Annotated in this window: 28 protein-coding genes and 4 pseudogenes; 17 read left to right on the top strand and 15 right to left on the bottom strand. The window is 56.0% G+C overall.

Going from position 1 to position 23,423, the window contains the following annotated elements; genetic code table 11:
* From OIM99_RS27820 to OIM99_RS27795, 6 genes and pseudogenes are all read right to left on the bottom strand, one after another.
* Nucleotides 1-537: pseudogene (locus OIM99_RS27820) on the bottom strand (hypothetical protein); the annotation flags it as partial.
* 117 nt (nt 538-654) lie between these two features.
* Entirely contained in the window at nt 655-1,818 is a 1,164-nt protein-coding gene (locus OIM99_RS27815; protein ID WP_311853791.1) for a helix-turn-helix transcriptional regulator, read from the bottom strand.
* Nucleotides 1,819-2,004: 186 nt separating this feature from the next.
* Complete coding sequence (locus OIM99_RS27810; RefSeq protein ID WP_311853790.1) at nt 2,005-3,102, bottom strand: helix-turn-helix transcriptional regulator; 1,098 nt, start codon at nt 3,100-3,102, stop codon at nt 2,005-2,007.
* A gap of 427 nt (nt 3,103-3,529) precedes the next feature.
* Nucleotides 3,530-3,766, bottom strand: a complete 237-nt coding sequence (locus OIM99_RS27805) for a conjugal transfer protein TraD (protein ID WP_311853789.1) — start codon at nt 3,764-3,766, stop codon at nt 3,530-3,532.
* A 1-nt stretch (nt 3,767) separates the two neighbouring features.
* A pseudogene (locus OIM99_RS27800) lies at nt 3,768-4,054 on the bottom strand (conjugal transfer protein TraD).
* A 169-nt stretch (nt 4,055-4,223) separates the two neighbouring features.
* On the bottom strand, nt 4,224-4,544 hold the full coding sequence (locus OIM99_RS27795) for a hypothetical protein (RefSeq protein WP_311853788.1): 321 nt from the start codon (nt 4,542-4,544) through the stop codon (nt 4,224-4,226).
* Between the two features lie 181 nt (nt 4,545-4,725).
* On the opposite strand from OIM99_RS27795, the gene OIM99_RS27790 reads away from it, so the two are divergent.
* Together OIM99_RS27790 and OIM99_RS27785 are read left to right on the top strand one after the other, a co-directional pair.
* A complete protein-coding gene (locus tag OIM99_RS27790) occupies nt 4,726-5,160 on the top strand; it encodes a low affinity iron permease family protein (RefSeq protein ID WP_409371587.1) in 435 nt (144 codons plus the stop codon).
* Nucleotides 5,161-5,232: 72 nt separating this feature from the next.
* On the top strand, nt 5,233-5,655 hold the full coding sequence (locus OIM99_RS27785) for a hypothetical protein (protein WP_311853787.1): 423 nt from the start codon (nt 5,233-5,235) through the stop codon (nt 5,653-5,655).
* Between the two features lie 33 nt (nt 5,656-5,688).
* On the opposite strand, the gene OIM99_RS27780 is transcribed toward OIM99_RS27785, so the two are convergent.
* Together OIM99_RS27780 and OIM99_RS27775 are read right to left on the bottom strand one after the other, a co-directional pair.
* Entirely contained in the window at nt 5,689-6,897 is a 1,209-nt protein-coding gene (locus OIM99_RS27780; RefSeq protein WP_311853786.1) for an FAD-binding oxidoreductase, read from the bottom strand.
* A gap of 69 nt (nt 6,898-6,966) precedes the next feature.
* Nucleotides 6,967-7,833: a Ku protein gene (locus OIM99_RS27775; protein ID WP_311853785.1), complete on the bottom strand. Its 867-nt coding sequence runs from the start codon at nt 7,831-7,833 to the stop codon at nt 6,967-6,969.
* 188 nt (nt 7,834-8,021) lie between these two features.
* On the opposite strand from OIM99_RS27775, the gene OIM99_RS27770 reads away from it, so the two are divergent.
* The 9 genes and pseudogenes from OIM99_RS27770 to OIM99_RS27730 all read left to right on the top strand — a co-directional run bounded on the left by OIM99_RS27770 (nt 8,022) and on the right by OIM99_RS27730 (nt 12,997).
* A complete protein-coding gene (locus OIM99_RS27770; protein ID WP_311853784.1) occupies nt 8,022-8,231 on the top strand; it encodes a hypothetical protein in 210 nt (69 codons plus the stop codon).
* 18 nt (nt 8,232-8,249) lie between these two features.
* Complete coding sequence (locus OIM99_RS27765) at nt 8,250-8,492, top strand: hypothetical protein (RefSeq protein ID WP_311853783.1); 243 nt, start codon at nt 8,250-8,252, stop codon at nt 8,490-8,492.
* Nucleotides 8,493-8,613: 121 nt separating this feature from the next.
* The gene (locus OIM99_RS27760) at nt 8,614-8,838 is read left to right on the top strand and encodes a hypothetical protein (protein WP_311853782.1); all 225 of its coding nucleotides are present in this window, start codon (nt 8,614-8,616) and stop codon (nt 8,836-8,838) included.
* Entirely contained in the window at nt 8,835-9,044 is a 210-nt protein-coding gene (locus OIM99_RS27755) for a hypothetical protein (protein ID WP_311853781.1), read from the top strand. The genes OIM99_RS27760 and OIM99_RS27755 overlap by 4 nt, the downstream gene beginning before the upstream one ends.
* 208 nt (nt 9,045-9,252) lie before the next feature.
* Nucleotides 9,253-10,431: a GGDEF domain-containing protein gene (locus OIM99_RS27750; protein ID WP_311853780.1), complete on the top strand. Its 1,179-nt coding sequence runs from the start codon at nt 9,253-9,255 to the stop codon at nt 10,429-10,431.
* A 482-nt stretch (nt 10,432-10,913) separates the two neighbouring features.
* Nucleotides 10,914-11,375, top strand: coding sequence for a TspO/MBR family protein (locus OIM99_RS27745; protein ID WP_311853779.1), 462 nt, complete (start codon nt 10,914-10,916; stop codon nt 11,373-11,375).
* 200 nt (nt 11,376-11,575) lie between these two features.
* Nucleotides 11,576-11,836 carry a hypothetical protein gene (locus OIM99_RS27740; protein ID WP_409371586.1) on the top strand — a complete coding sequence of 87 codons (261 nt, stop codon included), beginning with the start codon at nt 11,576-11,578 and terminating at the stop codon, nt 11,834-11,836.
* Between the two features lie 194 nt (nt 11,837-12,030).
* Complete coding sequence (locus tag OIM99_RS27735) at nt 12,031-12,309, top strand: hypothetical protein (protein ID WP_311853777.1); 279 nt, start codon at nt 12,031-12,033, stop codon at nt 12,307-12,309.
* A 185-nt stretch (nt 12,310-12,494) separates the two neighbouring features.
* A pseudogene (locus OIM99_RS27730) lies at nt 12,495-12,997 on the top strand (ferritin-like domain-containing protein).
* Between the two features lie 237 nt (nt 12,998-13,234).
* Here OIM99_RS27730 and OIM99_RS27725 read toward each other — a convergent pair.
* Entirely contained in the window at nt 13,235-14,716 is a 1,482-nt protein-coding gene (locus tag OIM99_RS27725) for a PAS domain S-box protein (protein WP_311853776.1), read from the bottom strand.
* Between the two features lie 258 nt (nt 14,717-14,974).
* Between OIM99_RS27725 and OIM99_RS27720 the strand changes: the two genes are divergently transcribed.
* On the top strand, nt 14,975-15,241 hold the full coding sequence (locus OIM99_RS27720; protein ID WP_311853775.1) for a DUF6496 domain-containing protein: 267 nt from the start codon (nt 14,975-14,977) through the stop codon (nt 15,239-15,241).
* Between the two features lie 93 nt (nt 15,242-15,334).
* A complete protein-coding gene (locus OIM99_RS27915) occupies nt 15,335-15,622 on the top strand; it encodes an isochorismatase family protein (protein WP_409371588.1) in 288 nt (95 codons plus the stop codon).
* Nucleotides 15,623-15,654: 32 nt separating this feature from the next.
* Here OIM99_RS27915 and OIM99_RS27715 read toward each other — a convergent pair whose 3' ends face one another.
* Together OIM99_RS27715 and OIM99_RS27710 are read right to left on the bottom strand one after the other, a co-directional pair.
* A complete protein-coding gene (locus OIM99_RS27715; RefSeq protein WP_311853774.1) occupies nt 15,655-16,257 on the bottom strand; it encodes a hypothetical protein in 603 nt (200 codons plus the stop codon).
* 10 nt (nt 16,258-16,267) lie between these two features.
* Nucleotides 16,268-16,579, bottom strand: a complete 312-nt coding sequence (locus OIM99_RS27710; protein ID WP_311853773.1) for a hypothetical protein — start codon at nt 16,577-16,579, stop codon at nt 16,268-16,270.
* Nucleotides 16,580-16,837: 258 nt separating this feature from the next.
* Here OIM99_RS27710 and OIM99_RS27705 point away from each other — a divergent pair, with 258 nt between their 5' ends.
* Nucleotides 16,838-18,922, top strand: coding sequence for a catalase (locus OIM99_RS27705; protein WP_311853772.1), 2,085 nt, complete (start codon nt 16,838-16,840; stop codon nt 18,920-18,922).
* A gap of 43 nt (nt 18,923-18,965) precedes the next feature.
* Here the strand turns inward: OIM99_RS27705 and OIM99_RS27700 are convergent, their stop codons facing one another.
* Nucleotides 18,966-19,823 carry an SDR family oxidoreductase gene (locus OIM99_RS27700; RefSeq protein ID WP_311853771.1) on the bottom strand — a complete coding sequence of 286 codons (858 nt, stop codon included), beginning with the start codon at nt 19,821-19,823 and terminating at the stop codon, nt 18,966-18,968.
* A gap of 293 nt (nt 19,824-20,116) precedes the next feature.
* On the opposite strand from OIM99_RS27700, the gene OIM99_RS27695 reads away from it, so the two are divergent.
* Genes OIM99_RS27695 through OIM99_RS27685 form a run of 3 tightly spaced genes read left to right on the top strand, consistent with a single transcriptional unit; the run spans nt 20,117 to nt 20,944 of the window.
* Entirely contained in the window at nt 20,117-20,437 is a 321-nt protein-coding gene (locus OIM99_RS27695; RefSeq protein ID WP_311853770.1) for a hypothetical protein, read from the top strand.
* Nucleotides 20,434-20,781, top strand: coding sequence for a hypothetical protein (locus OIM99_RS27690; RefSeq protein WP_311853769.1), 348 nt, complete (start codon nt 20,434-20,436; stop codon nt 20,779-20,781). Before OIM99_RS27695 ends, OIM99_RS27690 begins: the two co-directional genes overlap by 4 nt.
* A complete protein-coding gene (locus OIM99_RS27685) occupies nt 20,774-20,944 on the top strand; it encodes a hypothetical protein (protein WP_311853768.1) in 171 nt (56 codons plus the stop codon). Before OIM99_RS27690 ends, OIM99_RS27685 begins: the two co-directional genes overlap by 8 nt.
* A gap of 819 nt (nt 20,945-21,763) precedes the next feature.
* Here OIM99_RS27685 and OIM99_RS27680 read toward each other — a convergent pair.
* The 3 genes and pseudogenes from OIM99_RS27680 to OIM99_RS27670 form a co-directional block, all read right to left on the bottom strand.
* A pseudogene (locus OIM99_RS27680) lies at nt 21,764-22,067 on the bottom strand (PRC-barrel domain-containing protein).
* A 136-nt stretch (nt 22,068-22,203) separates the two neighbouring features.
* Complete coding sequence (locus OIM99_RS27675) at nt 22,204-22,470, bottom strand: hypothetical protein (protein WP_311853767.1); 267 nt, start codon at nt 22,468-22,470, stop codon at nt 22,204-22,206.
* A gap of 390 nt (nt 22,471-22,860) precedes the next feature.
* Nucleotides 22,861-23,274: a hypothetical protein gene (locus OIM99_RS27670; RefSeq protein ID WP_311853766.1), complete on the bottom strand. Its 414-nt coding sequence runs from the start codon at nt 23,272-23,274 to the stop codon at nt 22,861-22,863.
* Nucleotides 23,275-23,423: the final 149 nt, after the last annotated feature.

Raw genomic sequence — 23,423 nt, 5'->3', positions numbered from 1 at the left:
CGTTCCGCTGGCAGTGCTTTCCGCTCCCGTAGCCGTGCCATTGGCGCCGCTCGCAGTGCTCGCCGCTCCGGCTGCGGTGCTGTAGGCTCCGCTTGCAGTGCTCTCCGTCCCGTTGGCAGTGCTATATAACCCGGTTGCAGAGCTCCCCGTACCAGCCGCGGTGCTGTAGTCTCCGCTCGCGGTGCTCTGCACGCCCGTCGCTGTTCCCCAAATTCCGGTCGCCAAAGCGCCCGCACCCGTAGCAGTGCTGTAGCCACCGGTCGAAACGCTTCCCGCCCCCGTGGCAGTGGTGCTGATCTCGGTCGCCTGGCTATCGACACCAATTGCGGTACTGAACGAAGCCGATGCAGTGCTGCCGGTGCCGCAGGCAACCGAGTTGGTGCCGGTTGCGGAACCCGATCCGCAGGTCTGGGCAATCGCGGGCGCCCAGCAGAGCGCCCCGCCCAAGCCGGCGAGCAAGGCGAAAGCTGCACGCTGCCGCAGCATTGTCAGGCGCTGGAGCCCTCGACTTTCCGAACCCGCCTTGTTCTTCGCCATCCACTTGTCCCCTCGGAGCCTATCGTGGCGGGAAGTTGCGGGGCCCGGGGAAATCGCGCAGTCCTCATTTGATGACTGGGCAGGACAAAATTGGATTCGTCTGCCGCAGGCATCGCCTCATGTGGACTCGGAAGACCCGAGCGACCCGGCGCTGCGCAGCAGAGCGACCAGTTGGTGCTGGCTATGGGTTCCCGTCTTAGAGAAGATGCGCGAGAGATAGGTACGTGCCGAAGCGATGCTCAGGCCGCAATCCCGCGCGGCCTCAGTAAGCGATACGCCTATCGCAAGCCGCAACGCCAGCCGCGCCTCGGCGGGGGACAGATCGAACAGCGCCATGACCAGGGCGTTGGACGGGATACCGGTCGATGTGCCAATGGCGACTTCACGGATCATGACGGCGGCGCAATGCTGGGTGCCCAATCCATATTTGCAGCTGGCGGCCATTGGCGCCACCGAGACAAGCAGGCGCGGGCCACGTGTGTCTTTCCGATGCCTGGGCAGGATGATGGTGCCGCCCGGAGCAGACGCGTCTTCGAGGGGAGACCGGCAGCAATCGTCAACCAGCCTCGACAGGCTCAGAAGGTCAGAGCGATAGAGCGCCGCGAGTCGGCCCCCCTTCAAGGTAAGAGGTGCAGAGGCGCGGCCGAGCAGCGCTTCGGCACTTTCGTTCAGATGCAACACGCGTAGGTTGGTGTCCGCCACCAGTATGCCGAAAGGCATGCCGGCATAGACGGAGTTGATGGCCACCGACCGATCCAGCGCTTCTCCAATCTGTCCCGCCCGCGCAATATGCGGCACGATCTTCTGTAGGAGATTGATCTCGCCATGTCCAAACGCGCCGAACTTTGTCATGCGCGAAATATCGAGCGACCAGGATGACGCGCCGGAAATATGCAGATTGCAGCTAATGGCCTCGTCCATTTCTCGGGGTTTAAACCAGCGCAGCCACATTTCGCGATGCCGGAAGGCATCCTCATCAATGATATCGCGGCGGCGATACACCGAGCCGGCAGGCTGCGCGATCATTGCGAAAGTCAGGGGATCTTCGGCTGCGGCATGGTGGACGACCAAAGTTTCGAATTCGGGATCAGCATAAGAGCCCGTAGCTTTGTTAAAGCGTGTGCCATCGGGATTGGGGAGTATTCGGACGATGCAGGCTCTGGATGCGCCAAACAGGTCACCAAGGGTCCGCATGGCACCGGACCAGCGCTCCTGCTCGTAGGCGGCCTCATAGATTTCCCCGATAGCTGCTGTAATAGATTCGACCGTTATTCTGTTCACCCAGCCTCCACGTATTCGCGCTGTCGATGACCCTATATTGGATGAGACGGTTCCACCAAAGAACTGTCGACGGCCATCTTGGAGGGGTGCGACCGCCAAGGATACATATGCCGACGATCGGGGTTCGGAACCGAATTGTACCCATTTTGTCCAATGAGAAGTGGGTCATGCATCTTGCTTCCAAACTCACGACCCCAGCGACCCGGCGCTGCGCAGCAGGGCGACCAGTTGATGCTGGCTATGGGTTCCCGTCTTAGAGAAGATGCGCGAGAGATAGGTACGTGCCGAAGCGATGCTCAGGCCGCAATCTCGCGCGGCCTCAGTAAGCGATACGCCTATCGCAAGCCGCAGCGCTAACCGCGCCTCGGCCGGGGACAGATCGAATAGCGCCGTGACCATAGCGTTGGATGGAACGCCGGTCGATACGCCGACTTGGGTGACCACTAACAGCAGGTCGGCGCTGGTGAAAATGTCCTTCGCCGAACGGCGCAGCGGCACGACATGAACGACATGGGGCGGCAAACCGACCTGCGATGCGATGGGAATAGATGCCACGAGCGGCGGCAGATCGGGCTTTTGCATGTTCCCGATCGCTGTCTGGAGCAGAGCATTGGAACTGCGATCCACGATGGACACGCCGCCGAAGGCGCGCGCAATGAACAGGGCGTCAAGCGCTTCGAACTGCGCGTTCACCGCCAGCACATTGCCGCCGGGACGCAGGACGGCGGCAGGCAGGCCGAAGTTTTCCATGATCGCGACGGAATTCTGCGCGCGTTCCAGCCCAAGCCGTTCCGATACGAGACTTGCCCGCGCAAGATGAGGGCGCAAAGCGTCGAGCGTGCCGAGCAACTCGGTATCGTAGCCGCCATCCGCGATCCAGCGGTTGAAGAGGAACATGGCAACCGCTCCCTTGGGCAGAGTGACGACCGAACAGGCATTCACTCCGATACCCAGACTTCTCAACAGGATGCGTCCTGCATCGGCCTGGAGTTCCTCCGGGGACAGGAAATCGTCCACCTGCACAAAACTCGTTGGCTGTTCGCCCATCATTCGTTGGACGCATGGCTCTTCGGCCGGATTCGGACCGCTCAAAAAGCGTTCGAAGAACTCATGCACATCTTTGGTGCTTCGGCCTCTCAGCGGCATATCCTGGGAGCACACAAAAAGCGCGCCCGTTGCCGACCGGGACCGCCGAGCGATCTCCTCAAGCACATCGTCCCATATTTCTGGCACGAAGGCGGCTTCATAGATGTGGTCGATCAGATCGTTCGAAGATCGCCTCACGGCCGCTCACCTGCATCCATATGGCAGACCATGGTCCAGGTTTGCATCAGGGCGAGGCTCCGCCATCGATCCGACTCGCGCCGGATAAAGGCGCCACCGGTCAAGCACGGAAAGCCAGAGATCGAGCGTGAAGGCGACTTCATAGATTCGGTCCGGGGCGACGGGAGGGATATCCAGAGTCGTCAGGGTCTGCCTCCTTCTATTCTGGCCGCAACGCCGCGGACGGCGCCAAGCTGCGGCGCCTGTGCTTCCTTGCGATATTCGGGCAGATTGTTCTTTGCATCAACCTATTTCTAAACGTTGCACCAAACAGCATGTCGCGGCAGATACAATTTATGCCTATCGATGGGAAGCTTTGCGGCGAGCAAATATTCTCAACGCAGAAAATTTCCATCCAGAGGGTAACAATTCTTCTCTTTTCCAAAACTCATGATTGTGTCGGCCGCGCCTTCTGCCGCGAATGATTTTTCATCTTTCCGGCCCACAGCGCCAACGCCTTTTCGTGTTCATCGCTTTTAAGCTTTTCGGCCATCCAGAGGAGCGCTCCAAAGATGGTGGCGCGGTCGTCGCCGGTCATGTCCACCATGCCTGCCTTGATGGCGAAGCCACCGAGTTCGATGAGGTGGTGAGTGAGCTTGCGGCGTTTGACCTGCCACGTCCGCATGTCATATTGCGCCTGATGTGCCTGATGTCGGTTGCGCGCCGCCCGGCTTCACCTGAGCGCCACCATGATCGCGGTCGCGGTCAGACGACGATGCAGATCGCCTTGCTCGTCCCTGAAAGAAAGCGACCCCGCCTCCCGCTTTCCGGCGTCCGTGGTCTCCGCCAGCACGATCAGCACGCCGGCCCGTTCATCGGCGGAGAGGCTGTCCGCCCCAGTGGCGATGACCAATTCCCCGAGTTGCTGCACCTTCCGGCTCTTCAGGACAAACGTACTGTTAGACTCTCTGATTTTCCTTCGTGCGCATTACAGATTCGCCGCTACCATCGCAAAAACGTACACAAAACGTCACGGCCTAGACATCAGATTCATCTGATCTTCAATGGCGCAGCTCAATCTCTTCGCATCCAGGGCACGAGAGAACGTTCCAAATAATTCAAGCAGTCCCATGCCCTCAGCGCTAGTCCAGATCGTCGACCAAAATGTGATGTACTTCGATCATCTTCGGTAGTTCGATTAGAAATTCCGCATCACGGCCTAGATGATGCACTTTGATCGGCTTGCCCTTAGTGAAGGCGGTCATCGCCTCGATATTCGGCCAATAGGAAATGGTGGTGAACCAGGTCTCTTCGTTTCGATCCTCACGGAAAAGCTGAACACCGAGGGCGACCTTCTGAAGTGGCGGAATGCCCTCTGCTCGCAGGTATGGCTCGTAGGTATCCGCAACGTCACGGCGGGTACGGCCCCGCCAGACGCGGGCAATGGTCGGCTTTGTCGTCATCACGGGCCTTCATGGTCTCGACCACCTGAACGCGCTCAGACTGCCGCCTGTTCCAAGAAATTCGCGTGCTAGAATTCTGGAACAACCAGGACCAGCAACTAACTTCTGGCGCCCGAGGAACGGAGGAACCGGCGCCCGGAGAAATACGTTGTTGTATTGTCGCGCGAGCAGTGGAAGGCGCGTGCGGCTCAAAGGAAGAACAGCAATGCGCTCATCAATACCGGTTAAATCTATTGGCGGCCCAGGAACAGCGGCTCCCAAAGACGACTGGTTCCGAACGCTAGCGGTCAAAACTTCACACTGGTCGGGGAAGCCGGCCGCGTTCACATTAGCCGCTGCCATTGTCTTAGTCTGGGCAATTACCGGCCCGATTTTTCATTACAGCGATACGTGGCAGCTCGTGATCAATACCGGTACCACCGTCGTCACCTTCCTCATGGTATTCCTGATTCAGGCAACCCAAAACCGCGACGCTGCAGCGATGCAACTGAAACTCGATGAACTGATCAGGGCAATTTCCACAGCCCACAACGAGGTGATTGATGCGGAGGATATGCAAGACAGAGAAATAGATCGGCTCAAGGCAAAGATCGAAAATGGCGGCGGCCAGGATTAAGGCCCTTCTGGAACAATCATGTCTCCACATGCATTGACTTGAAAAGGGGCGAAAACTTACTGGAGTGCGTTCATGAAGACACTCTTGCTCGGCATCATGCTGATTGTGTCGTCAGCCTCATACGCCCAGGGTCCACAACCAGATACAGCTCCTGGTGGCCCCGCAGCGGGATCTACCGGCCAACTTGGGGCGCCCAATTGGCAACCAGGTGCAGGCGGAACGGAAGGCGGGAGCGCCATCGGCGATCTGACCAATAAGTCGGGAACGCGGTTGTCCGCCGATGATCACAAGGCTCTGCGAGCGATACTGGCGGCGCAAAAAATTCAGAGCGTTACACTGTCGGAGGTTTTCTCTCGCGGTAAGGTTCTGCCGAAAGACATTCCAACTCACGCGATCGGCGACTACCCACGCTACGCTACACTCCGCTTCGCGCATGTAAACAGCCAGTTCCTGCTGATCGACGATCGAGACACTATTGTCGACGTGCTGGATTAACTTTCATAGATGTACGCTTAATTGCCGAACAACTCACTTCGGAGCGAAGAGGTAACTGTCGCCATCCCTGCGATCCAAAATCGATGATGTCACGATTTCGGCAGCTATTCGCGCAAATGTAATCCCGTTACCGCCATAGCCCATGACGGAGTGTATCCTGGGGTGTTTCTGTATTTTACAAATAATCGGTAATCCTGTCGGAGTTATTCCAAACGAGCCGGCCCAAGCGAATTCGGGTGTCACCTCGAGTTGAGGTAGCAGCTTGGCCAGCTTTTGCGAGATGCGTTGGGCCTTGAGGCCAATTAATTCATCCCGCGCTTGCTCATCGCTGAAAGCCTCATCCTCGCCACCGCATATGACGCGCCCATCTGGTGTCGCACGTACATAAAGATAGGGATCGGAAGCTTCCCAAATGAAGGCTTCCCGGGGCCAAAGATTTCGCGATTGACGCTTGGTGGCGATCGCCCAGGTGGAGACGACGGACTGCGCCTTCGTCGGTGCTAGATCCGTAAGTTCATAACCTGTAGATAAAACGACATATTGCGCAGAGATGGTTGGGCCCTGTTTCGTCCCAACATTCACCACATCCGATAGGCTCTGGAATAAACGGGCCTCGACCGGGGAAAATACCTTTGCGCCTCTTTTTATGGCCTTGTTCAAAAGTCCCGATGTGAGTTTTCGCGGATCGACCGCAATGTTCTCGGGATTGAGAATCGCCGCAGATCGCGAAATGCCGAACTGGCTCTCCAACTGCGCCTTCGCCAGATAATCAGCATACAATCCAGCTTCACGGCGCAACCCGACTTCCGACTGAAGGGCTTCGGCATCGAGGCTGTTACCTGCCAAAAACAATGATGGCCGCTCGGCCAAAGCACATTTGATCTGGAGTTCCAGTATGCGCGCCTTCAAGTTTGAAACTGCCAAGCGTGAGCGACGCCAGGCAGCCTGAGCATTTCCTTTGCCAATTTTTTTGATCAACTCCTGTAAGGGAACATCGATCTCATTCTGAATTAGCGCCGTGGACGCCGCGGTCGAGCCTTTCATCGGTCCTCGCCGATCTATCAAGACCACGTTTAAGCCATGATCTGTAAGCATTTCCGCTAACATCGCGCCAGAAATACCGGCTCCGACAATAAGCACTTGCGTGCGAATATCTTTTGCTATTGATGAGTTTGCGACTGCCGGGGATCGATAAGCCATCCAGACAGAGCGGCCGGTTCTCAGATCAAGTTTCCGCTTCATGCTTCCTCCGGCGGCTCAAACAAAGCAGACAAACGACACCGCCGGCGCCGCACCGCTCAATGGCGTGATCTATGCCGCCTTGCGTCGAGTGCTTTTGCGGCCAGGCTTACGCCGGTTGGTTGGCTGAGCTGGCTTTTTCCGTCCGGCTTTCTGGACATTATGGCCAACGCTCTGGCGCAAGGCCTCCATCAGATCAAGGACATTGCTTCGATTTTCCGCCGTCTCCTCCTTGGCGACGATCGTTTTACCGGCCGCTTTTCGCTTCACCAACGACCGCAGCGCATTCTCGTAACGATCTTTAAATTTGGAGGGATCGAACGAGGCCTCTTTCGACTTCAAGATATGCTCTGCGATTTTCACCATATCCTTAGTGATCCGCGGTTTGGTGATCTTGCCGATCACCTCGGCGGCATCCCGGACCTCATATGGATAGCGCAGCGTCGTTCCCATCAGAACATCGCCATAGGGCTCGATCGCCATGACGTGTTCTCGATTAGTGAGGACAATTCGGGCAAGCGCTACCCGATCTTTATCTTTCATTGCATCGCGGATTACCGCGAATGCGTCGGCGCCGACCTTACCCTGGGGAGCCAAATAATACGGCCGATCACGATAAAGGTCCTCGACCTGCCCGGCAGGCACAAAGCTATCGATGTCGATTGTCTTGGTGCTCTCGATCTTAAGCGCGTCTAAATCATCCTCGTCGATCTCCACATATCGTCCCTTCCCCACTTCATAACCGCGGCCTTTGTTTTCCTTTTCGACGGCGCGCCCGGTGACCTCATCCACCATCTGCTGCCGCAGGCGGTGCTTGGTCTTGCGATTGATCTGGTGGAAATGGGTTTTTTCGGCTGAGGTTGTGGCCGGGAAAAGAGCAACTGGGCAGCTCACGAGGGAAAGTTTGAGCGTACCCTTCCAATAGGGTCGGATAGGCATATTGGGTCTCCTGGTGGCCTAACTTCCCTATACCAATGCCGAAAAATAAAATCGGTTGCTGATCCGCAACTTAGGTAGCGTTATCGCTGGTGTTGAGGCCGCCAGCGGCCGGGTCCTGCTTGACTCTTTTGTTCTTCTAATGTTCTCATCTCTCCGGGGATCGTATCGAGAGCATGAGAGTAAAGACCATGGGCGAGTCTGCGCTTCCCGATGAGTTGGTTGTCGACGCAAAACCAGGGAAAGAATTCGCGATCGTCGGATTGTTCATCGACGGTGAGCGGTTTCTGGAATTTGCCGCGAACCAAGCCCAGCTCGAACACCTCATCGAGTCCTTCGGCAAGGCGCGCGCCGTCTTGGCTGAGAGCAACACGGTTCTGAGCAAGCACTACAAGAACTGATGACCGCCCGCCTCGGCAATGTCGGACAAGCTGTCGAACTATCCGTTCGTGATCGTGCGGCTGCGGTGCGATTCCTGCGGCCGTGAAGGCCAGTATCGCCTTGCACGGCTCGCTCATAAATTTGGTCCCGAGATCCACATGCAAAGCGTGTTGGAGCTGCTGACTGAGGATTGCGGTTATCACGACGAGGGCCGCCGTGGCCGATATGGCCGCCGGCATCGTGCCTGCCACGCCTATCTCCCCGATCTGCGCGGCCCATGACGGCCGCCCGATCTTCCGCCAGACCATACCGCGCTGCGCCTGATCAAGGGCGGCAAGACCGACAAGCCCGAAGAAGTTCCGGCCCGAAGAACCCGTAAGGCCACATCCTGAGATGCCACCGATGAGAACCGAACTCCCCCGTTTCCGTGTCGCCTATTGCTGGCCGGGTCAAACAATTGAGATCACCACCACAGATGCCCGTAACGCTGCCGGCGCCCTGATGCTTGCCCTGCATCGCACCCGCCCGGACATTGCCGACGAGATCAGCATTCAGGATGCACAGGGCCAGGAGCTTTTGCGAAGGCGGGTGCAGCCCGTTCATCCTGTCGGGGAACTGCTACCGTGAACGAGCGTACCGATCCAGAACCACAGCGGCGCGAATTTTCAGTTGAGCGTGAGAACGATCTTGTGGCCATCACCATAGGCGGGCCGACGCCTGAGCGGCTTCTGTTCGCGCCGGAAGAAGCACGCAAGCTCCTCTTGGAAATCGAGCACGCCCTAAACTCCGGCTATGGCCGCGACATGGATGCCATCCGGTTGAGCAGGCAATGATCCATATGGACATGCCCTCATGCCAGGCTGCTCCTCTCCTGCGTCTCAGCGTCGTCGGGTGCCCGATGCGCTGACTAAAGACGGAACCTTGGCCAGCCAGTTTATAGCCGACGGCTATCCACTTGGCATTTATCGGCAATTTTCGTACTTTCTCAACAATCATCGGTTTAGATTGCCGCCGTGATGCAGCAAATGCCGTGAGGTCGAAGTGGACGGTGACGATGTGCACCTGATGCAGAATCGCGCCTCGATGCTTTATGGCAATGCTCTGCCAAGCGCTATCATGAGCTGCGTTGGCGGGGCGTTGCTATGCATCGGCTATTGGTCGATAGCATCACGCCCGTTCCTGCTTGGTTGGTTTGGCACGCTCATCGCATTGTGTTTGGCGCGGGTGGCCTTGGCCAGGCGCTATCGAAGGCGGGCACCCTCCCATTCGGAGCTTATGACCTGGATTTGGATGGCGACGCTGATGGTCGCCTTATCGGGATTTACATGGGGTGTTGCGGGTCTCGTGCTGGTTGGGGCGGGTTCCACAGAAGCAGCTCTCCTCTATTGCTGCCTCGTGGTCGGAGCGATCCTTTCTGTCTCGGGCTACGTTGCCTGGTGGCCAGCCCACCTTGCCTTTCATACACCTATCCTTTTGTTGACGGCTGCGGGATTTTCCCTGTCTGGCCAACCAACCCACCGCCTGCTCGCGGTGGCTTGCCTTTGTCTATGCATTGCCTGTGCGGTGATTGGCTGGCGGCTCAGTCATGTCTTCAGCAGCATCATCGAAATGTCAGCCCGTAACGCCCGAATGGCAGCCGAACTGGAGGTGCAGGCGAAGGCGCTTGAGCGAGCGAATACGCAACTCCAGTCGATAAGTGATACAGATTTTTTGACCGGTCTGCGGAACAGACGAAAAATGATGGCACTGTTAGCGGAACAGCGCGCCACGCATGGGATAATCCTATTCGATATAGATCATTTTAAGCTGTTCAATGATAAATTTGGCCACGGAGCAGGTGACCTCTGCTTACAAGCGGTCGCAGATGCCGCGTCTGTCATCGTGTCGACTCGGGGAGGTGTATTGGGTCGGCACGGCGGAGAAGAATTTCTGGCAATACTACCAGAGATAACGGAAACTCACCTCTGGATGACTGCTGAAGAACTGCGCAGCACTATCGCGCGACTCCATGAATGCACAGAATACTCCCTGCCACGGCCCGTCACGATCAGCTTGGGTCTCGCGCTCGTAGATGCAGAAGTTTCGCTCTCGCGACGGCTGGAGTCAGCAGACATCCAACTTTATCGCGCCAAAGAGGCTGGCCGAAACCGCACCGCCATGTATTCCGGACAATGGCACCAAGAGGCCTTTCCGCAGGATGATCCGATGACAAAATTGTAATCGGTGCTTGAAGCCGCCAGATGGAATGCAGTGGACCTAGCCCGATCCGACCAACACAAACGGCTCGGACCAGCCAAGCCGAGCGGAAAGCAACCGCATCGCTAGAGAGCCGAACGAAACGCAGCTAAGAGTGATCGTGATCAAAGGTCAGTCCAACCTATTCAGAGAAGCCGAATTGTGAGCCGCTTGATGCGCCTCTACTCCCCTGAGCGGTTTTTGTTCTGAGCTGTCATTGTGGCGATCATCGCCGTGATCGTGACGGTCTCGAAATTTCTCTCGTCATAGTGGAACCGCCGGGATACCGTTTAGTTGACCTGATGGAGCCGTTATCCCCTCCCCTGTCCCGGCGGCTCCCTCTCAGCCCACCTTCCCGCCGGTGACATTTGCGTGCCACTGGCGGGCTCTTCGCGTCCGTCCGTACGCGCGTCCCCAATCCGGCAGATATTATGAGCTCCAATCGTACAAATGTTCCGGATCGCTAAATGAAGACTCGCTCGAACACCTACCTAGTCCTCGTTGTGTTTGTGATCTTGGTCATGGGCGGCGGTTGGATGATTGGCCTGATCGCTAGGCCAGGGGAATGGTATGAAGCCCTCAACAAACCATCGTTCAATCCCCCCAATTGGGTTTTCGCCCCGGCATGGACTCTTTTGTACATGCTTATTGCCTTCGTCGGCTGGCGCTTATGGCTTCGCCGTGAAATGGAATTATTGACGCTTTGGGGCGCTCAACTCATTCTGAATTTTGCTTGGTCTCCAGTATTCTTCCTTGCCAACAGGGTTGGTCTTGCATTGGCGATTCTTTCTGTCCTGCTGCTCGTCGTTCTATCGCTGGCATATTTCTGCCGAAACCGTGATCGTGTTGCAGCAATCGCCCTCCTTCCCTACGTGCTATGGTTGGCGTTCGCTTGGCTTCTCAATGCGGCAATCTATCGGTTGAATTGAAATTTCGTGGGGACTTAGTTGATTGGACCAGACAGAATTGGTCACCCCCTGCAACTCGCGGCAGCTTTCTTTCTAACTGCACCTCCACCGGCATCTCCCGAACTGGCGGAAGTCTGCCTCCTGTGAGGCAAGAGTTCATGCCGGCGGCGAGCTTTACGCAGTAGACGAGGATGGATTGCCCAACTTCAATCTGATGCCGAATGCCCATGCCGTCGATGCAAACTCTAATCAACATTCTCAAGCAGTTAAAACCTCTTGCAGTGCAGAAGATGCCATTGGCGAAGCTGCCGAAGATCACAGGCCGCGGCCAGCCGTTGCGACCCGCAACAACGCATTGGATAAAGCCGATGCTCGTCACGGAGATCAACTATAAGACGTGGGACAGTGAAAGCTTATTGAGAGCAGCCAGTTATGTAGGCTCCCGGGAAGACAAGCCTGTGATGACCATCCATAGAGAATAGCTGATGCACTTGTATCAAGCTCTCATAGTGTAGCAGCATCTCTAACCGTTAGCTTGAAAGGTTTTTTTGAGAATTGATTGGACACGACATCAGATGCGTATACCGTGTAGTGCATCGTCGGATGGAAATTTCCAGGCCCTGACGACTGTAAGCGGTGGCTCGCTTTCGCCTGTTCTCAACAGCGGAGAGAGACCATGCTGAAAACTCCCCCTGTCTATTCGCTTTACTTCACCAACGAACTTGGTCTCAAACTTAAAAGCGAGACAATCATCGATGCATCGACCGATGATGCTGCGTGCGAAGCGGCCGAAACGATTGTGGCGGCTCGTGGCGGTGCCGCATCACTCTGGGCAGACATGGTGATGATCCGTCAATTCCCCGCAGAAGCCCTGTCAGAAAGCGAGGAAGCTGTTAAGCGTCACTCTCGTGCTCTGCGTGTAGCCATTCGGCGCGTCCCCGAAACTACCGACTAACGCCTTCGACTTTGCAACTAGAATCACCGATGGAAAGCAGGAGACCCTGCGTGTTGCTTGCGGCCGCTCTCTCGGCCGTCCTCTCTACAAAATGAACCTTTCTTGAGCGGTATCGTTGGGAGGTTGTCGCAACAGTGGAGGTTTCCATGCCCAACTCAAAGAAGCACTCGTCTGCCGAAATGAACATGAATGCCGATGACGACCTCATGAACCTGTTTCATGAGACCCTGCGAGACATCTATTTTGCCGAGAAGCAGATTCTTAAGGCCTTGCCCAAGATGGCAAAGACCGCACATAGCCCCGACCTACGAGCTGCATTTGAAAAACACTACGAACAAACCGAAGGGCAAGTCGACGGCTTGAATCAGTCTTCGAGATAATCGACAAGTCGCCACGCGGAAAAACCTGCGAAGCCATCCTCGGCATCATCGAGGAAGGTAGGTCGGTGATGACGGACTTCAAGGAAAGCGACGCCTTGGATGCTGGTTTGCTTGCAGCGGCGCAAGCCGTTGAACACTACGAGATTTCGAGGCACGGCACGCTGAAATCTTGGGCACAGCATCTGGGCTTGGAACAGGCGGTCAAATTGCTCGACGAGCCCCTGACGGAAGAAGAAGAAACCGATGTTCTCCTGACCAAGATTGCAGAAACCTGCGTTAACGATCTGGGCCAGCGAAAAGCGGCATAGCGAACGCAACGAGGTCGACGCCATGGATTCAGATAAGCGAGAAAAGCGCACGGATGGCGATCAATCATCAAGGGTTGACCGAAACGACTTGACCCCAGCGGCGAACATTTCGGCGCTGGGGTCCGCATTCTTGGAGCCAGCAACCGTAACTCTCACACTACTGGCCTTAGTCGTCACGGCACTTGGCGTATGGTTCGCCTTGCACTGAGCAGGCGACTATTTTGCAGCGGACAGACACTAAGCTTGCTGGACATCTGCCATATTCTCGGGAGTACGTACGGGATCATTCCAGCCGCCATCGAGAGGCGCCTTCAATATGCAAAGCACCCCGTCTGGTGCGAATTCGAGAACTACATCGCCACTGAATTCAGCGGATAGCACTTTCTGAACCAGCTTCGACCCAAATCCTCTTTTAGTCGGCTTACTGACCTGCGGACCACCACTCTCCTTCCAGCGTAATTCAACAATCCGTGGTGATGTACTGCAGAATTGCCAAGTAATTGAGACCATGCCACTCGACATCACGAGAGAGCCATACTTTACTGCATTCGTCGCCAGTTCGTGCAGCGCCATTGAAAGAGCGAGCGCAACTCGTGACGGTAGCCGCGCCTCGGGTCCAGAAACCTGAAAGCGTTCCTTCTCGTACGGCGCAATGGCTTGCTCCACGATTTCCAAAAGCCTCGCCCCATCCCAAGAGTCACGATGCAGCAGTTCGTGCGCTCTTGTCATTGACAACAAACGCCCTTCGAAGACTTCCATTGCGGCAAATGGATCTGAGGCTTTATTGAACGTTTGACGAGCGACTGCCAACACGGTCGCAAAGATATTTTTTACCCGGTGCCGAATTTCGTCGGCAAGAATCTTTTGTAGGCGCTCCGCCTCCTTTCGATCGCCGATATCACGAGCAATCTTCGAGGCCCCAATCACTCGACCGTACTCTTCGACAATTGGGGAAACTGAGATCGAAACATCGATCAAGCGACCGGTTTTATGGAGCCGCTTGGTTTCGAACGGGGCAACGCGCTCACCAGCACGAATCCGGCTCAATATCTCGTGCTCTTCGTTGCGTCGGTCCTCCGGAATCATGAAGGTGACTGATCGGCCAATCACCTCCTCGGCAACGTAGCCATAGAGATTCTCTGCGCCCGCATTCCAACTCGTGATACGCAAGGCCTCATCCGTCGAAAGTATGGCGTCTTGGGAGGTGGCAACGATTGCCGCGAGCTTCCGTTCAACTTCTACAGCTAACCTACGCTCGGTGGTTTCGCTGACGATGCAAAAAGCACCCCGAACCACCTCACTGTCATCCCGGATGGCTGAATACGAGATATCGAAATAGGCTATTTCCGGGTAGCCGTGACGCTCTATGTAGAAGGGACGATCCTTCGCAGAAACTGTTTCGCCGGTATCAAGAACCGATTGCAGCAACGGTCCAAGATCGGACCAAAGTTCGGCCCAATTCTCCTGTGCTGGCCGACCAAGCGCGCGAGGATGTTTATCACCGATGGTAGGAGCGTAAGCATCATTATAGAAAGCAATAAATTCCGGACCCCAGAACATTACAATCTGTGCTTGCGCAGGCAACATCACTTGCAACGCGGCTCGCAGGCAGAGCGGCCATTGGCTGATTGGCCCCATATCTGTTGAAGCCCAATCTAAACTCCGAATGAGTTCCCCCATTTCGCCTTTTACCGCTAGGAACTCCTCTCCATTGCTCACTTAGCCGTCTCCACGATTGCCCGGAACAGCGTCAATTTAGATGGGATGGGTTATGAGTCAACTTAAAGCGCTGTTATGATTGTTTAATCCGGGCGCCGCAGCCAGTCGATCGATGACGGCCGGCCTTGTTTTCGGACCTCCAACAGCTCGATCTAGCCGTGGATCAACCGAGCGACCTGTCTCAACGGAACTGTATCTTCGTCCCTAAGTTGTCTGGGTATCCGTCATGGCGCGATAATCCAGCGAGGTCGATTCCCGATGGCCAAGAGAGCGGCTAGTACTAAACGCTCAAAAGGCGGACGGCCCAAACCATCAGCAGCCAAAAGCACGACGCAAGGGAAAGCCAGCAAACGTCGCTATAGCCGCAGCGCGAGCGACGAGGTTGGAAGCGAGCTTCACCGTGCGAAACGCGGCACGGCACGAACGAAATCGGGCGCCAAGGTAAACAGCCGCAACCAAGCGGTTGCGATAGGCCTGTCTAAAGCTCGCAAAAAGGGCAAGAAGGTTCCTGCACGCGAGCACTAGGTGACGGAAATAGCCCTGCAAAATCGAACCAGCCCTTCTCGGCAAGTGGGCTACTCAGGAGACTGCCGCTCGCGCGAAAAGCTCGATCCAGAAATGCCGAACCTTCTGCCGGTTTCGACGACGTGCGCGCTCGTCATCGCTAGAGGCAGATATTCGTCATTCTTGAGCCCTTCGCTTGTGTCCTGCCTGCAGAGTAAAGGTGTGGAAGGCCTTCTAAATACAGTCGCACAAACGGACGTTTACATTCCTTCGATGGTCCTCGATGCCGTTGATCAAAGGTATCGTGTGATTATTGTCCGAGATGACGTCTGCATTTCATTAGACGAAGGTCATAACGCCCGCATAATCTGCACCACCCGTTATAGCCCACAGGTCGCATAGCCCTTGACTTCAAGGGCTATGCGCTGTCCTAACTACGATTCCAGATAGCGCGTACGCGAAGCTTTGATTTGGTCGCTGGTCATCGGCGGTCCTTCCGGATCGAAACGCTGCCAACCTTCCTGTCGCCAAGAATCTGCTCTCGTTCGAGTATCTATGCTGTTTTGATCAAGGATGCGTTCAATTTCGGCATTAGACGCATTGGCAGTTCGAACGGTTACGATTGATCCGCCACGTCTAACGCCTTCGGAATAAATGTTGGCGTCCTCTTCCGACACGCCACCTTGCGTGAGCGCGCCGAGCAGTCCGCCAGCGACGCCACCTGCTGCAGCCACAGTCGCGGTGGATGCGAGCCAACCCGCAGCAACGATCGGACCCAGGCCGGGGATTGCCATAATCCCCAACCCTGTCAACAGCCCGGCTACGCCGCCAACACCGACGCCGATGCTCGCGCCAGCGGCGGTACCTTCAGCTCTGTCGTCGGTTCCGTCGCGGTCTTTGTCGGGCTTGCCGAACCAATCATCGGCGTTGCTAGCGACAATCGAGATATCCGACTGAGGAACACCATGCTTCTCCAGAGCGGCCACAGCGTTCAGAGCAGAGCCGTAATCGCTGTACATACGTGTGATGGCAGCCATTGTTTTCTCCTTAGCGCGCGTTGACGTTACCTTGAAAATCCACACTCACGTTGACGGAACTTCCGCCCTTGGTTGCCGTTCCGCGCCAGATCCCCTTGTCATCCTTGGTCAACGGACCGATTAAACCATACCCTTGAGATTCAAGGCGTGATTTCGCCTGAGCTTCGGTGAAGCTATTGGCTCCTTCGACGGGTTTGGATGAATTGTTTGTGCCAGAGCTATTCACCGCATTATTGCCTGGCTGTTGGACGGGCGCCGGGCTTTGAGCGAGCGCAGGCGAGAGTGCAAGCGCAAACGCGCCTGCAATGGCGATCTTCAACATTTTGGATTCTCCGCATATGGCTTTGTAGCGATACCTGAAATCAATCGGATCTATGCTGATTGGTTCCGCCCGCTTACGCGACCGACGTGCGAAACTTTCGCGTCGCAGCAGTGTGCAGGCAGCCGACAATAGAAGAAGGCGCGGTCCAGTTTGTACCAGGGAACGTTCTTCATAGTCGGTTGTTGATCTTTGCTAATCCTCGATTCCAAAGCTCTTCTTCTCAGGGATTGGGGCCAATCCACATTCCGGGAGCTAACCATGGCCAAGAAAGCGAAGACTCGTACCGTCGCCGCTCAGGTCGGGAAGGGCGGCGAATTGCACCAGACTTCTGCGGACGGGGATCGGTTGACGACCAATCACGGCGTTCCAGTCAGCGACAATCAAAACTCGCTCAAAGCCGGACCGCGAGGGCCGAGTCTGCTTGAAGACTTCGTCCTACGCGAAAAAATCCAGCACTTCGATCACGAACGTATCCCGGAAAGGATTGTTCATGCCCGGGGCTCCGCCGCCCACGGCTATTTTGAGCTGACCAAGTCGTTGGCTCGCCACACACGCGCTAAAATCCTTACCGAGGTGGGCGAACGGACAGAAGTCTTTGTCCGTTTCTCGACCGTCGCCGGCGGCGCCGGATCGGTGGACACGCCTCGCGATGTCCGAGGCTTTGCAGTGAAGCTTTACACCAAAGAAGGCAATTGGGATCTCGTCGGCAATAACATTCCCGTTTTCTTCATCCAGGATGCGATGAAATTCCCGGACCTTGTTCATGCCGTCAAAATGGAGGCGGATCGTGGCTACCCTCAGGCGGCCAGTGCCCATGATACATTCTGGGATTTCGTCGGGCTGATGCCTGAATCAACGCACATGATCATGTGGGCGATGTCGGATCGAGCCATTCCTCGTTCCTTTCGGATGATGGAAGGATTCGGCGTGAATACATTCCGGCTGCTGAATGCCAAGGAAGAAGCGACGTTCGTCAAATTTCACTGGCGGCCGAAATTGGGTCTTCAGTCAACCGTTTGGGACGAAGCTGTCAAAATAGCTGGCGCTGATCCTGACTATCATCGCCGCGATCTCTTTGAGGCTATCGAGGCCGGTTCGTTTCCCGAGTGGGAGTTTGGCGTCCAGCTCCTAAGCCAGGCAGAAGCTGATGCCCTGCCCTTCGATATTCTCGATGCGACCAAAGTCATTCCGGAAGAACTTTGCCCGATCCAGATCGTCGGGCGCCTCGTTCTGAACCGCAATCCCGATAATTTCTTTGCGGAAACGGAACAGGCTGCATTCCTGCCCACCAACATGCCGCCTGGGATAGACGTATCCGAAGACCCTCTTCTGCAGGGCCGGTTGTTCTCATATCAAGACACGCAGCTATCGCGGTTGGGAACCGTGAATTTTCATCAAATCCCGATCAACTCGCCAAAAGGCTGCCCGTTTCACAATATGCAGCGCGATGGCAAGATGCAGACGATGGTGTTTACCGGCCGAGCCAACTACGAGCCAAATAGCTTGGCCGAAAACGGCGAGGAAGCAGGCCCGCGCGAAGACCCAAAAAGTGGATTCCGCAGTTTCGCGCGCGAGACGGACGGCGCGAAAGTCCGGCTTCGTTCCGAGTCTTTTGCGGACCATTACAGCTATGCTCGCCTGTTCTTTCGTTCGCAAAGTGAGATCGAACAGGCTCATCTCGCCAGTGCGATCGTATTCGAGCTCTCCAAGGTCTCGCTACCGCACATCCGCGAAAGAGTGCTGGGTAACCTCGGCAATGTCGACGAGGAACTCGCTAAGCGTGTGGCAGCAGGCCTTCGCGTCGCGCTACCGGCCAAATCGAAAACGGCCGTTGAACCGATCGATATGAAGAAATCGGACGGGCTGAGGCTTATCGACAAGTATTCGGCCACGTTGAGCGGTCGAAAGGTCGCAATTCTCATCTCGGATGGAGCCGATGGGCGGTCGATTAACGCCGTGCGCAAAGCTGTCGAGGATGAAGGCGCGACTGTGCAAATCATAGCTCCATGGATTGGCGGGACATCGCTGAAGAACGGAAAGACGCTCGAGGCAGATGGCCAACTTGCCGGTTCTCCGTCCTGCCTTTTCGACGCGGTCGCAATCGTTGCTTCCCAGAAAGGAAGCGAAATACTGCAAAAAGACGCTGCTGCCGTTGCCTTCGTCAGTGACGCCTTCGGCCATTTGAAGGCTATTGGATATTCGGAGGAAGCCTGGCCCCTGTTGGAAAAAGCGGGGGTTGTCAAAGATGCTTCTGTCATAGACATCGCCGATCCTGCCGCATTCGCCGAGCGTGCCAAGTCTCGACAATGGGACCGTGAACCAAAACTACGGCTCTTGGCGTAGATAAAACCGGAAGGTCGGAGTCCTCGCCGACTTTCCGACCACTTTAAATGATTGGCTTGCCACCAGTTACCGCAATGGTAGCGCCAGAAGTGTAGCTCGAGGCATCCTCTGCGAGCATGACATAGGCGCTCACCAACTCTGCGGGTTGGCCTGGCCTCTTCATCGGAACCTGCAGTCCGAATTTGCTCACCGCAGATTCCGGTAGCGTCGCTGGAATTAGCGGGGTCCAGATTGGGCCGGGCGCTACCGCATTTACGCGGATTCCTTGCTCAGCGAGGAGCTGAGCTAACCCACCGGTAAAATTCTGAATGGCACCTTTTGTCGTTGCATAGGCCAGCAAAGTCGGATTGGGCATGTCGGAATTAACCGACGCTGTGTTTATAATACTGCTACCGGCCTTCATATGCGGAATTGCCGCTTTGACGAGATAGAACATCGAATGGATGTTTGTGCGAAACGTCAGTTCCCATTCTTCATCTGAAATGTCCTCCAGGTTTTTGAAGGAACGTTGCCGGGCGGCGTTGTTGACCAGAATATCAAGGCCTCCAAGGTCTGAGACTGAACGAGAGACAATAAGTTGACAGTGATTAGAATCGCTTACATCGCCAGAGATGGTGATTACTTTACGTCCTTCTGCTTCAATCAGCTCGGCCGTCGCTTTCGCATCCTCATGTTCATCCAAATAGGATATCGCTAGATCAGCGCCCTCTCTGGCAAAAGCAATCGCGATGGCTCGACCAATCCCGCTATCTCCCCCGGTGATGATCGCGCGTTTGCCTTTTAGTCTGCCGCTTCCGCGATAGGTTGTTTCGCCATGGTCGGGCACCGGACTCATACGCAACGTCTTGCCCGGAGGGCTTTGCTGCTGAGAATCGAACGGAGGTTTTGCTCGTTCTGTCATGTTGGTTCTCCGGCACACTGTTCAGGGCGAACATAGGACCGCAAAGTCGGATGTTCACGGCACGGATTTCGATCGCTATTTTCGCAACTCCAGAGTCCGAGCCGGGTTCCAAAGGGGGCCCGACGTCGCCAGTCGGATTAGGCTGCAATTAGCTTTGCTCCCTGCCAGGGATTAAGAGCGAGCGACCGCAGGCAAAAAATTTAACGACAGGACTTGAAAACCGAAAAATCCGCACCAAAATTGCTGGCGCCCGGCCACTTGGTCCGGCCATGTGTCACTTAGAGGATAAGGCCATGGAAAACGCAAACGACTACGAACGTATTGATGATATTTTGATTCCGGCACTCGCGTTCGACCACCCCATGGACGTGGTCAACGATCCCGATCTGACCACCGGGGAAAAGAAATCTCTCCTGGCTGCATGGGCCTCCGATGCCCAGGCTTTGGAAGACCAACCGGCGCTCAGACGAAGCGATCCACACAGAAAGCCCGTACCGATTGACGACATTCTCGCTGCACTGCGAAAGCTCGATCGATTTCCAGATGTTGGGCGTAAAGCCGCGCGGGAAGCTCGCCGCATGTCGATTGAACTGAGCCGAGCCTGCCGATCATGAACGACGCAAAACTTGTCGTTTCACTCTGCGGAGCAAGCGCTGCGGAGAACGCTCTGGCGACTCTTGCCGCGAACAGCTCGCTACTGTCCGCTGGCGTTTCCCCATTGGAGGCGGCAGAGGCCTTCGAGCAAGCAGAAAGAGCCGGCCTAGATGGCCGGCTCCATGAACTAACGGAAGCGCAGCGACAATTGGCCAGCGCATGGATTAACGCCCAACGTACCGCCTATGACAAGATCATGGCTGGTCGCGGCCAGATGTCCAATGGGCCGTTACCGAATGGCTTCGATATGCGTGTGGTATTTTCCGACAAAATTTCAAGCATTGGGGGGAAAACGGATGCTTAGTCATAAGCAAAAAGGAAAGCCGATCTTCACGAGCGCCCATGACGATGAAAAGCCCTTGGTAGTGATCATGGCATTGCTGATCTGTCTGATATTCGCTTCGGGAGGAGCAATCGCGCTCAAGGCAATGTCAGAAGATCAATCGAAAATCATTGCGCCACGCTAGCTGATGGCCATCATGAAAAAAATGGCCCCACCCCCGGCGAACCGGAGATGGGGCCGGTGACTACAAGCCAATCACTCGATCGTGCTATTCGATAGTTCCTATAATATTGCCTCGCGAGTCGATTAGCAGATACTGTCCGTTAACGTGTGCATAGCGAAGCGAATTATAGCGTGGATCGCCCTCTATCACATACGTCCTGACTGAACGCGGCAATGGACGCCCTCTGACCAACGGCTCCGAGATGGCGATATCATCTACCTTTCGTTCGACGACGTATCCGCGAATATAACGCTGATCATCGGGCGTTAACGCCGCACCGGCAGACCCACCCACCGTTGCGCCAACAATCCCTCCGACCACAGCACCTACAGGGCCTCCTACTATGGCGCCACCGGCGGCACCGGCGGCACCCCCAGATATTGCGCCACCCGCTGCGGCTCCATCCCGCTGAGATTGTGCGTGGGCCGCTGAGAGCAATGCCAGCGCGGCGAATGCCGAAACCAAAAGACTTTTCTTAAGCATGCTGAGCTCCTCTGGATCTAGCCCGCCCGCTCCACGAAAACTTAGCTCTCACCGTCTCAGTTCCTTCTCGAACGACAGTTGATGAGGTTACAAAAATTGATCCATCTTTATCTGCAACCCTGCTGACATGCTCGCGATCTGCACCCGCTTCGAGGGGCGACCTCAACTACGTCATAAGCCCTGCGGCTAGAACGGCGCGACTGCAGGTCGTGCGCCATAGAAATTCTTTTGGCCTGAAACGACAAAAAAACCGCCCCCGGCGAACCGGGGACGGGGCTCATCATAATAAAACGGGTTCTACGGATCAGCGTGTTCGGGCAACCCTTTCAATCGATCCTTGGTCCAATTTGTTACGCCATGAACGGACTGATTGGTGTCTCGCATGAACTGGATGGATGTCGCTTATCGGAACGGCCACGGGCTTGGCACCAATTCCTAGGAAACCGCCGACATCGATGACGATTTTGCTGGCCGCGCCGGCGCCGTGAATATGAGCGATGTGCCCGATCTTCTCGTCGCCTGGACCATAAATCGTCGCGCCGTCGAGATTGTCGGGTGTCAACTCCGCACCGGTCAACGGAACATGCTTGCTGTGATCCATTGTTTCCTCCTGCTGTTCGCAAGAAAAACGTGATGGATCAGCATTGGTTCCGAGAGGAGGAGCTTGCCGTCGACAGCGAAGTTCTATGCCCGCTGCGGCATGACGAAGATTGCTCGGGCGCTGCGAATGCTCATGGTCACGCGCCGCCCCGAACCGTTGCCGTTGATCGATAAGAACGATCCATCGGGATAGACGGCCGCCACGATGCTGACATGGCCGCGACGGCCGCGATCTGGCCGCTCGGGCTCGATCGACGCCATACCCACCAGATCGCCACCACCGGCGGAATGAGGCCGGCGATAGCGGTCAGTTGCTCGTTGGTGAGCCAGCCGCGTGCCACTGCAAAGCCGCCAGCAAAACTCAATAGCTGTCTGAGGACAGCCAGGAGCTGATCCTGGGTCATCTTTCACCTTTTCGATTTTGATTGCCGGAGGCCGCCGGCGCGGGTTAATTGTGACGGCATTTTGCTACCGCTCGGAATTGTGCTTAGCTCCGAGTTGGCCGGGCCTTTTTGCAGGCGGCCAATTGACCGGCTGTTGGACCGGACGCCTCCTCCAGACTGCCGATCCAACTCTTTCCAACAGGTTCGAATTTGCTAGGCTGTTCGGAACCAGCGGACCGTTCAGGGCACACCGCTAGCTAGGGCTACGTGCCACTACCCAGTTTCCGCTGGCCCGCCTTTCCATTTGATCTGCAGGGGATATATTCGACCTAACCAAGCTGAGTGCCCATGACGCTTGGCTAGGGTCGCGCTTCGGTGCTTGGAAGGATCGGCCGCGCGACCCGATCTACTTCACAGTAACGCCCTCACAGTGGCGCGCAGTTCCCCGCCACAAGCTCGCGCGCCGACGGTCACCGGATCGAATGCCAGGCGCGAGATGTCCCATTTGCTGCGTTGCTTGATGCCGATCTGCTTGTCAAAGATGCGGTAATCTTTTGGATGCGAGCCACGGATGTACTGGTGGCATTCCAGAGGTGGTCTCAAGAGCTCCGGAGAAATCCGGAGCTTTCTTTTTATAATCAGAACGGTTCGTATGGAGCCGCCAGTGCACAGATGTGCTGTCCATAGTGTCATCAGGTCTCGCTGCAGGCGAGCATCAAATGGGGAAATTCTTCTGGCCCATTGCCAAGCCGCCAGCGGCGATAACGTGCAGGCCCAGCGCACATTGCGCGCGGCCGCAACCCGTGCATTGCCCGATATCTGCATGAGCAGCTTTCTCGATGAAGGACCTGCCGTGTGCGACCTGTTGAGGCGGCAACTTGAGGCGTCGCACATCAAGGCTGGTGCGACTGACCGCTTCATCGCTGAATTGCTATGACAAATTTCAGCACCGGCTTCCCTAGCAAAGCCCTCGC

Source organism: Methylocella sp. CPCC 101449 (assembly GCF_031921685.1).
In the GTDB taxonomy this organism is placed as follows: Bacteria; Pseudomonadota; Alphaproteobacteria; order Rhizobiales; family Beijerinckiaceae; genus Terripilifer.
Note: the sequence above shows the minus strand (reverse complement) of the source record. Positions and strands in the feature narration are given on the sequence as shown.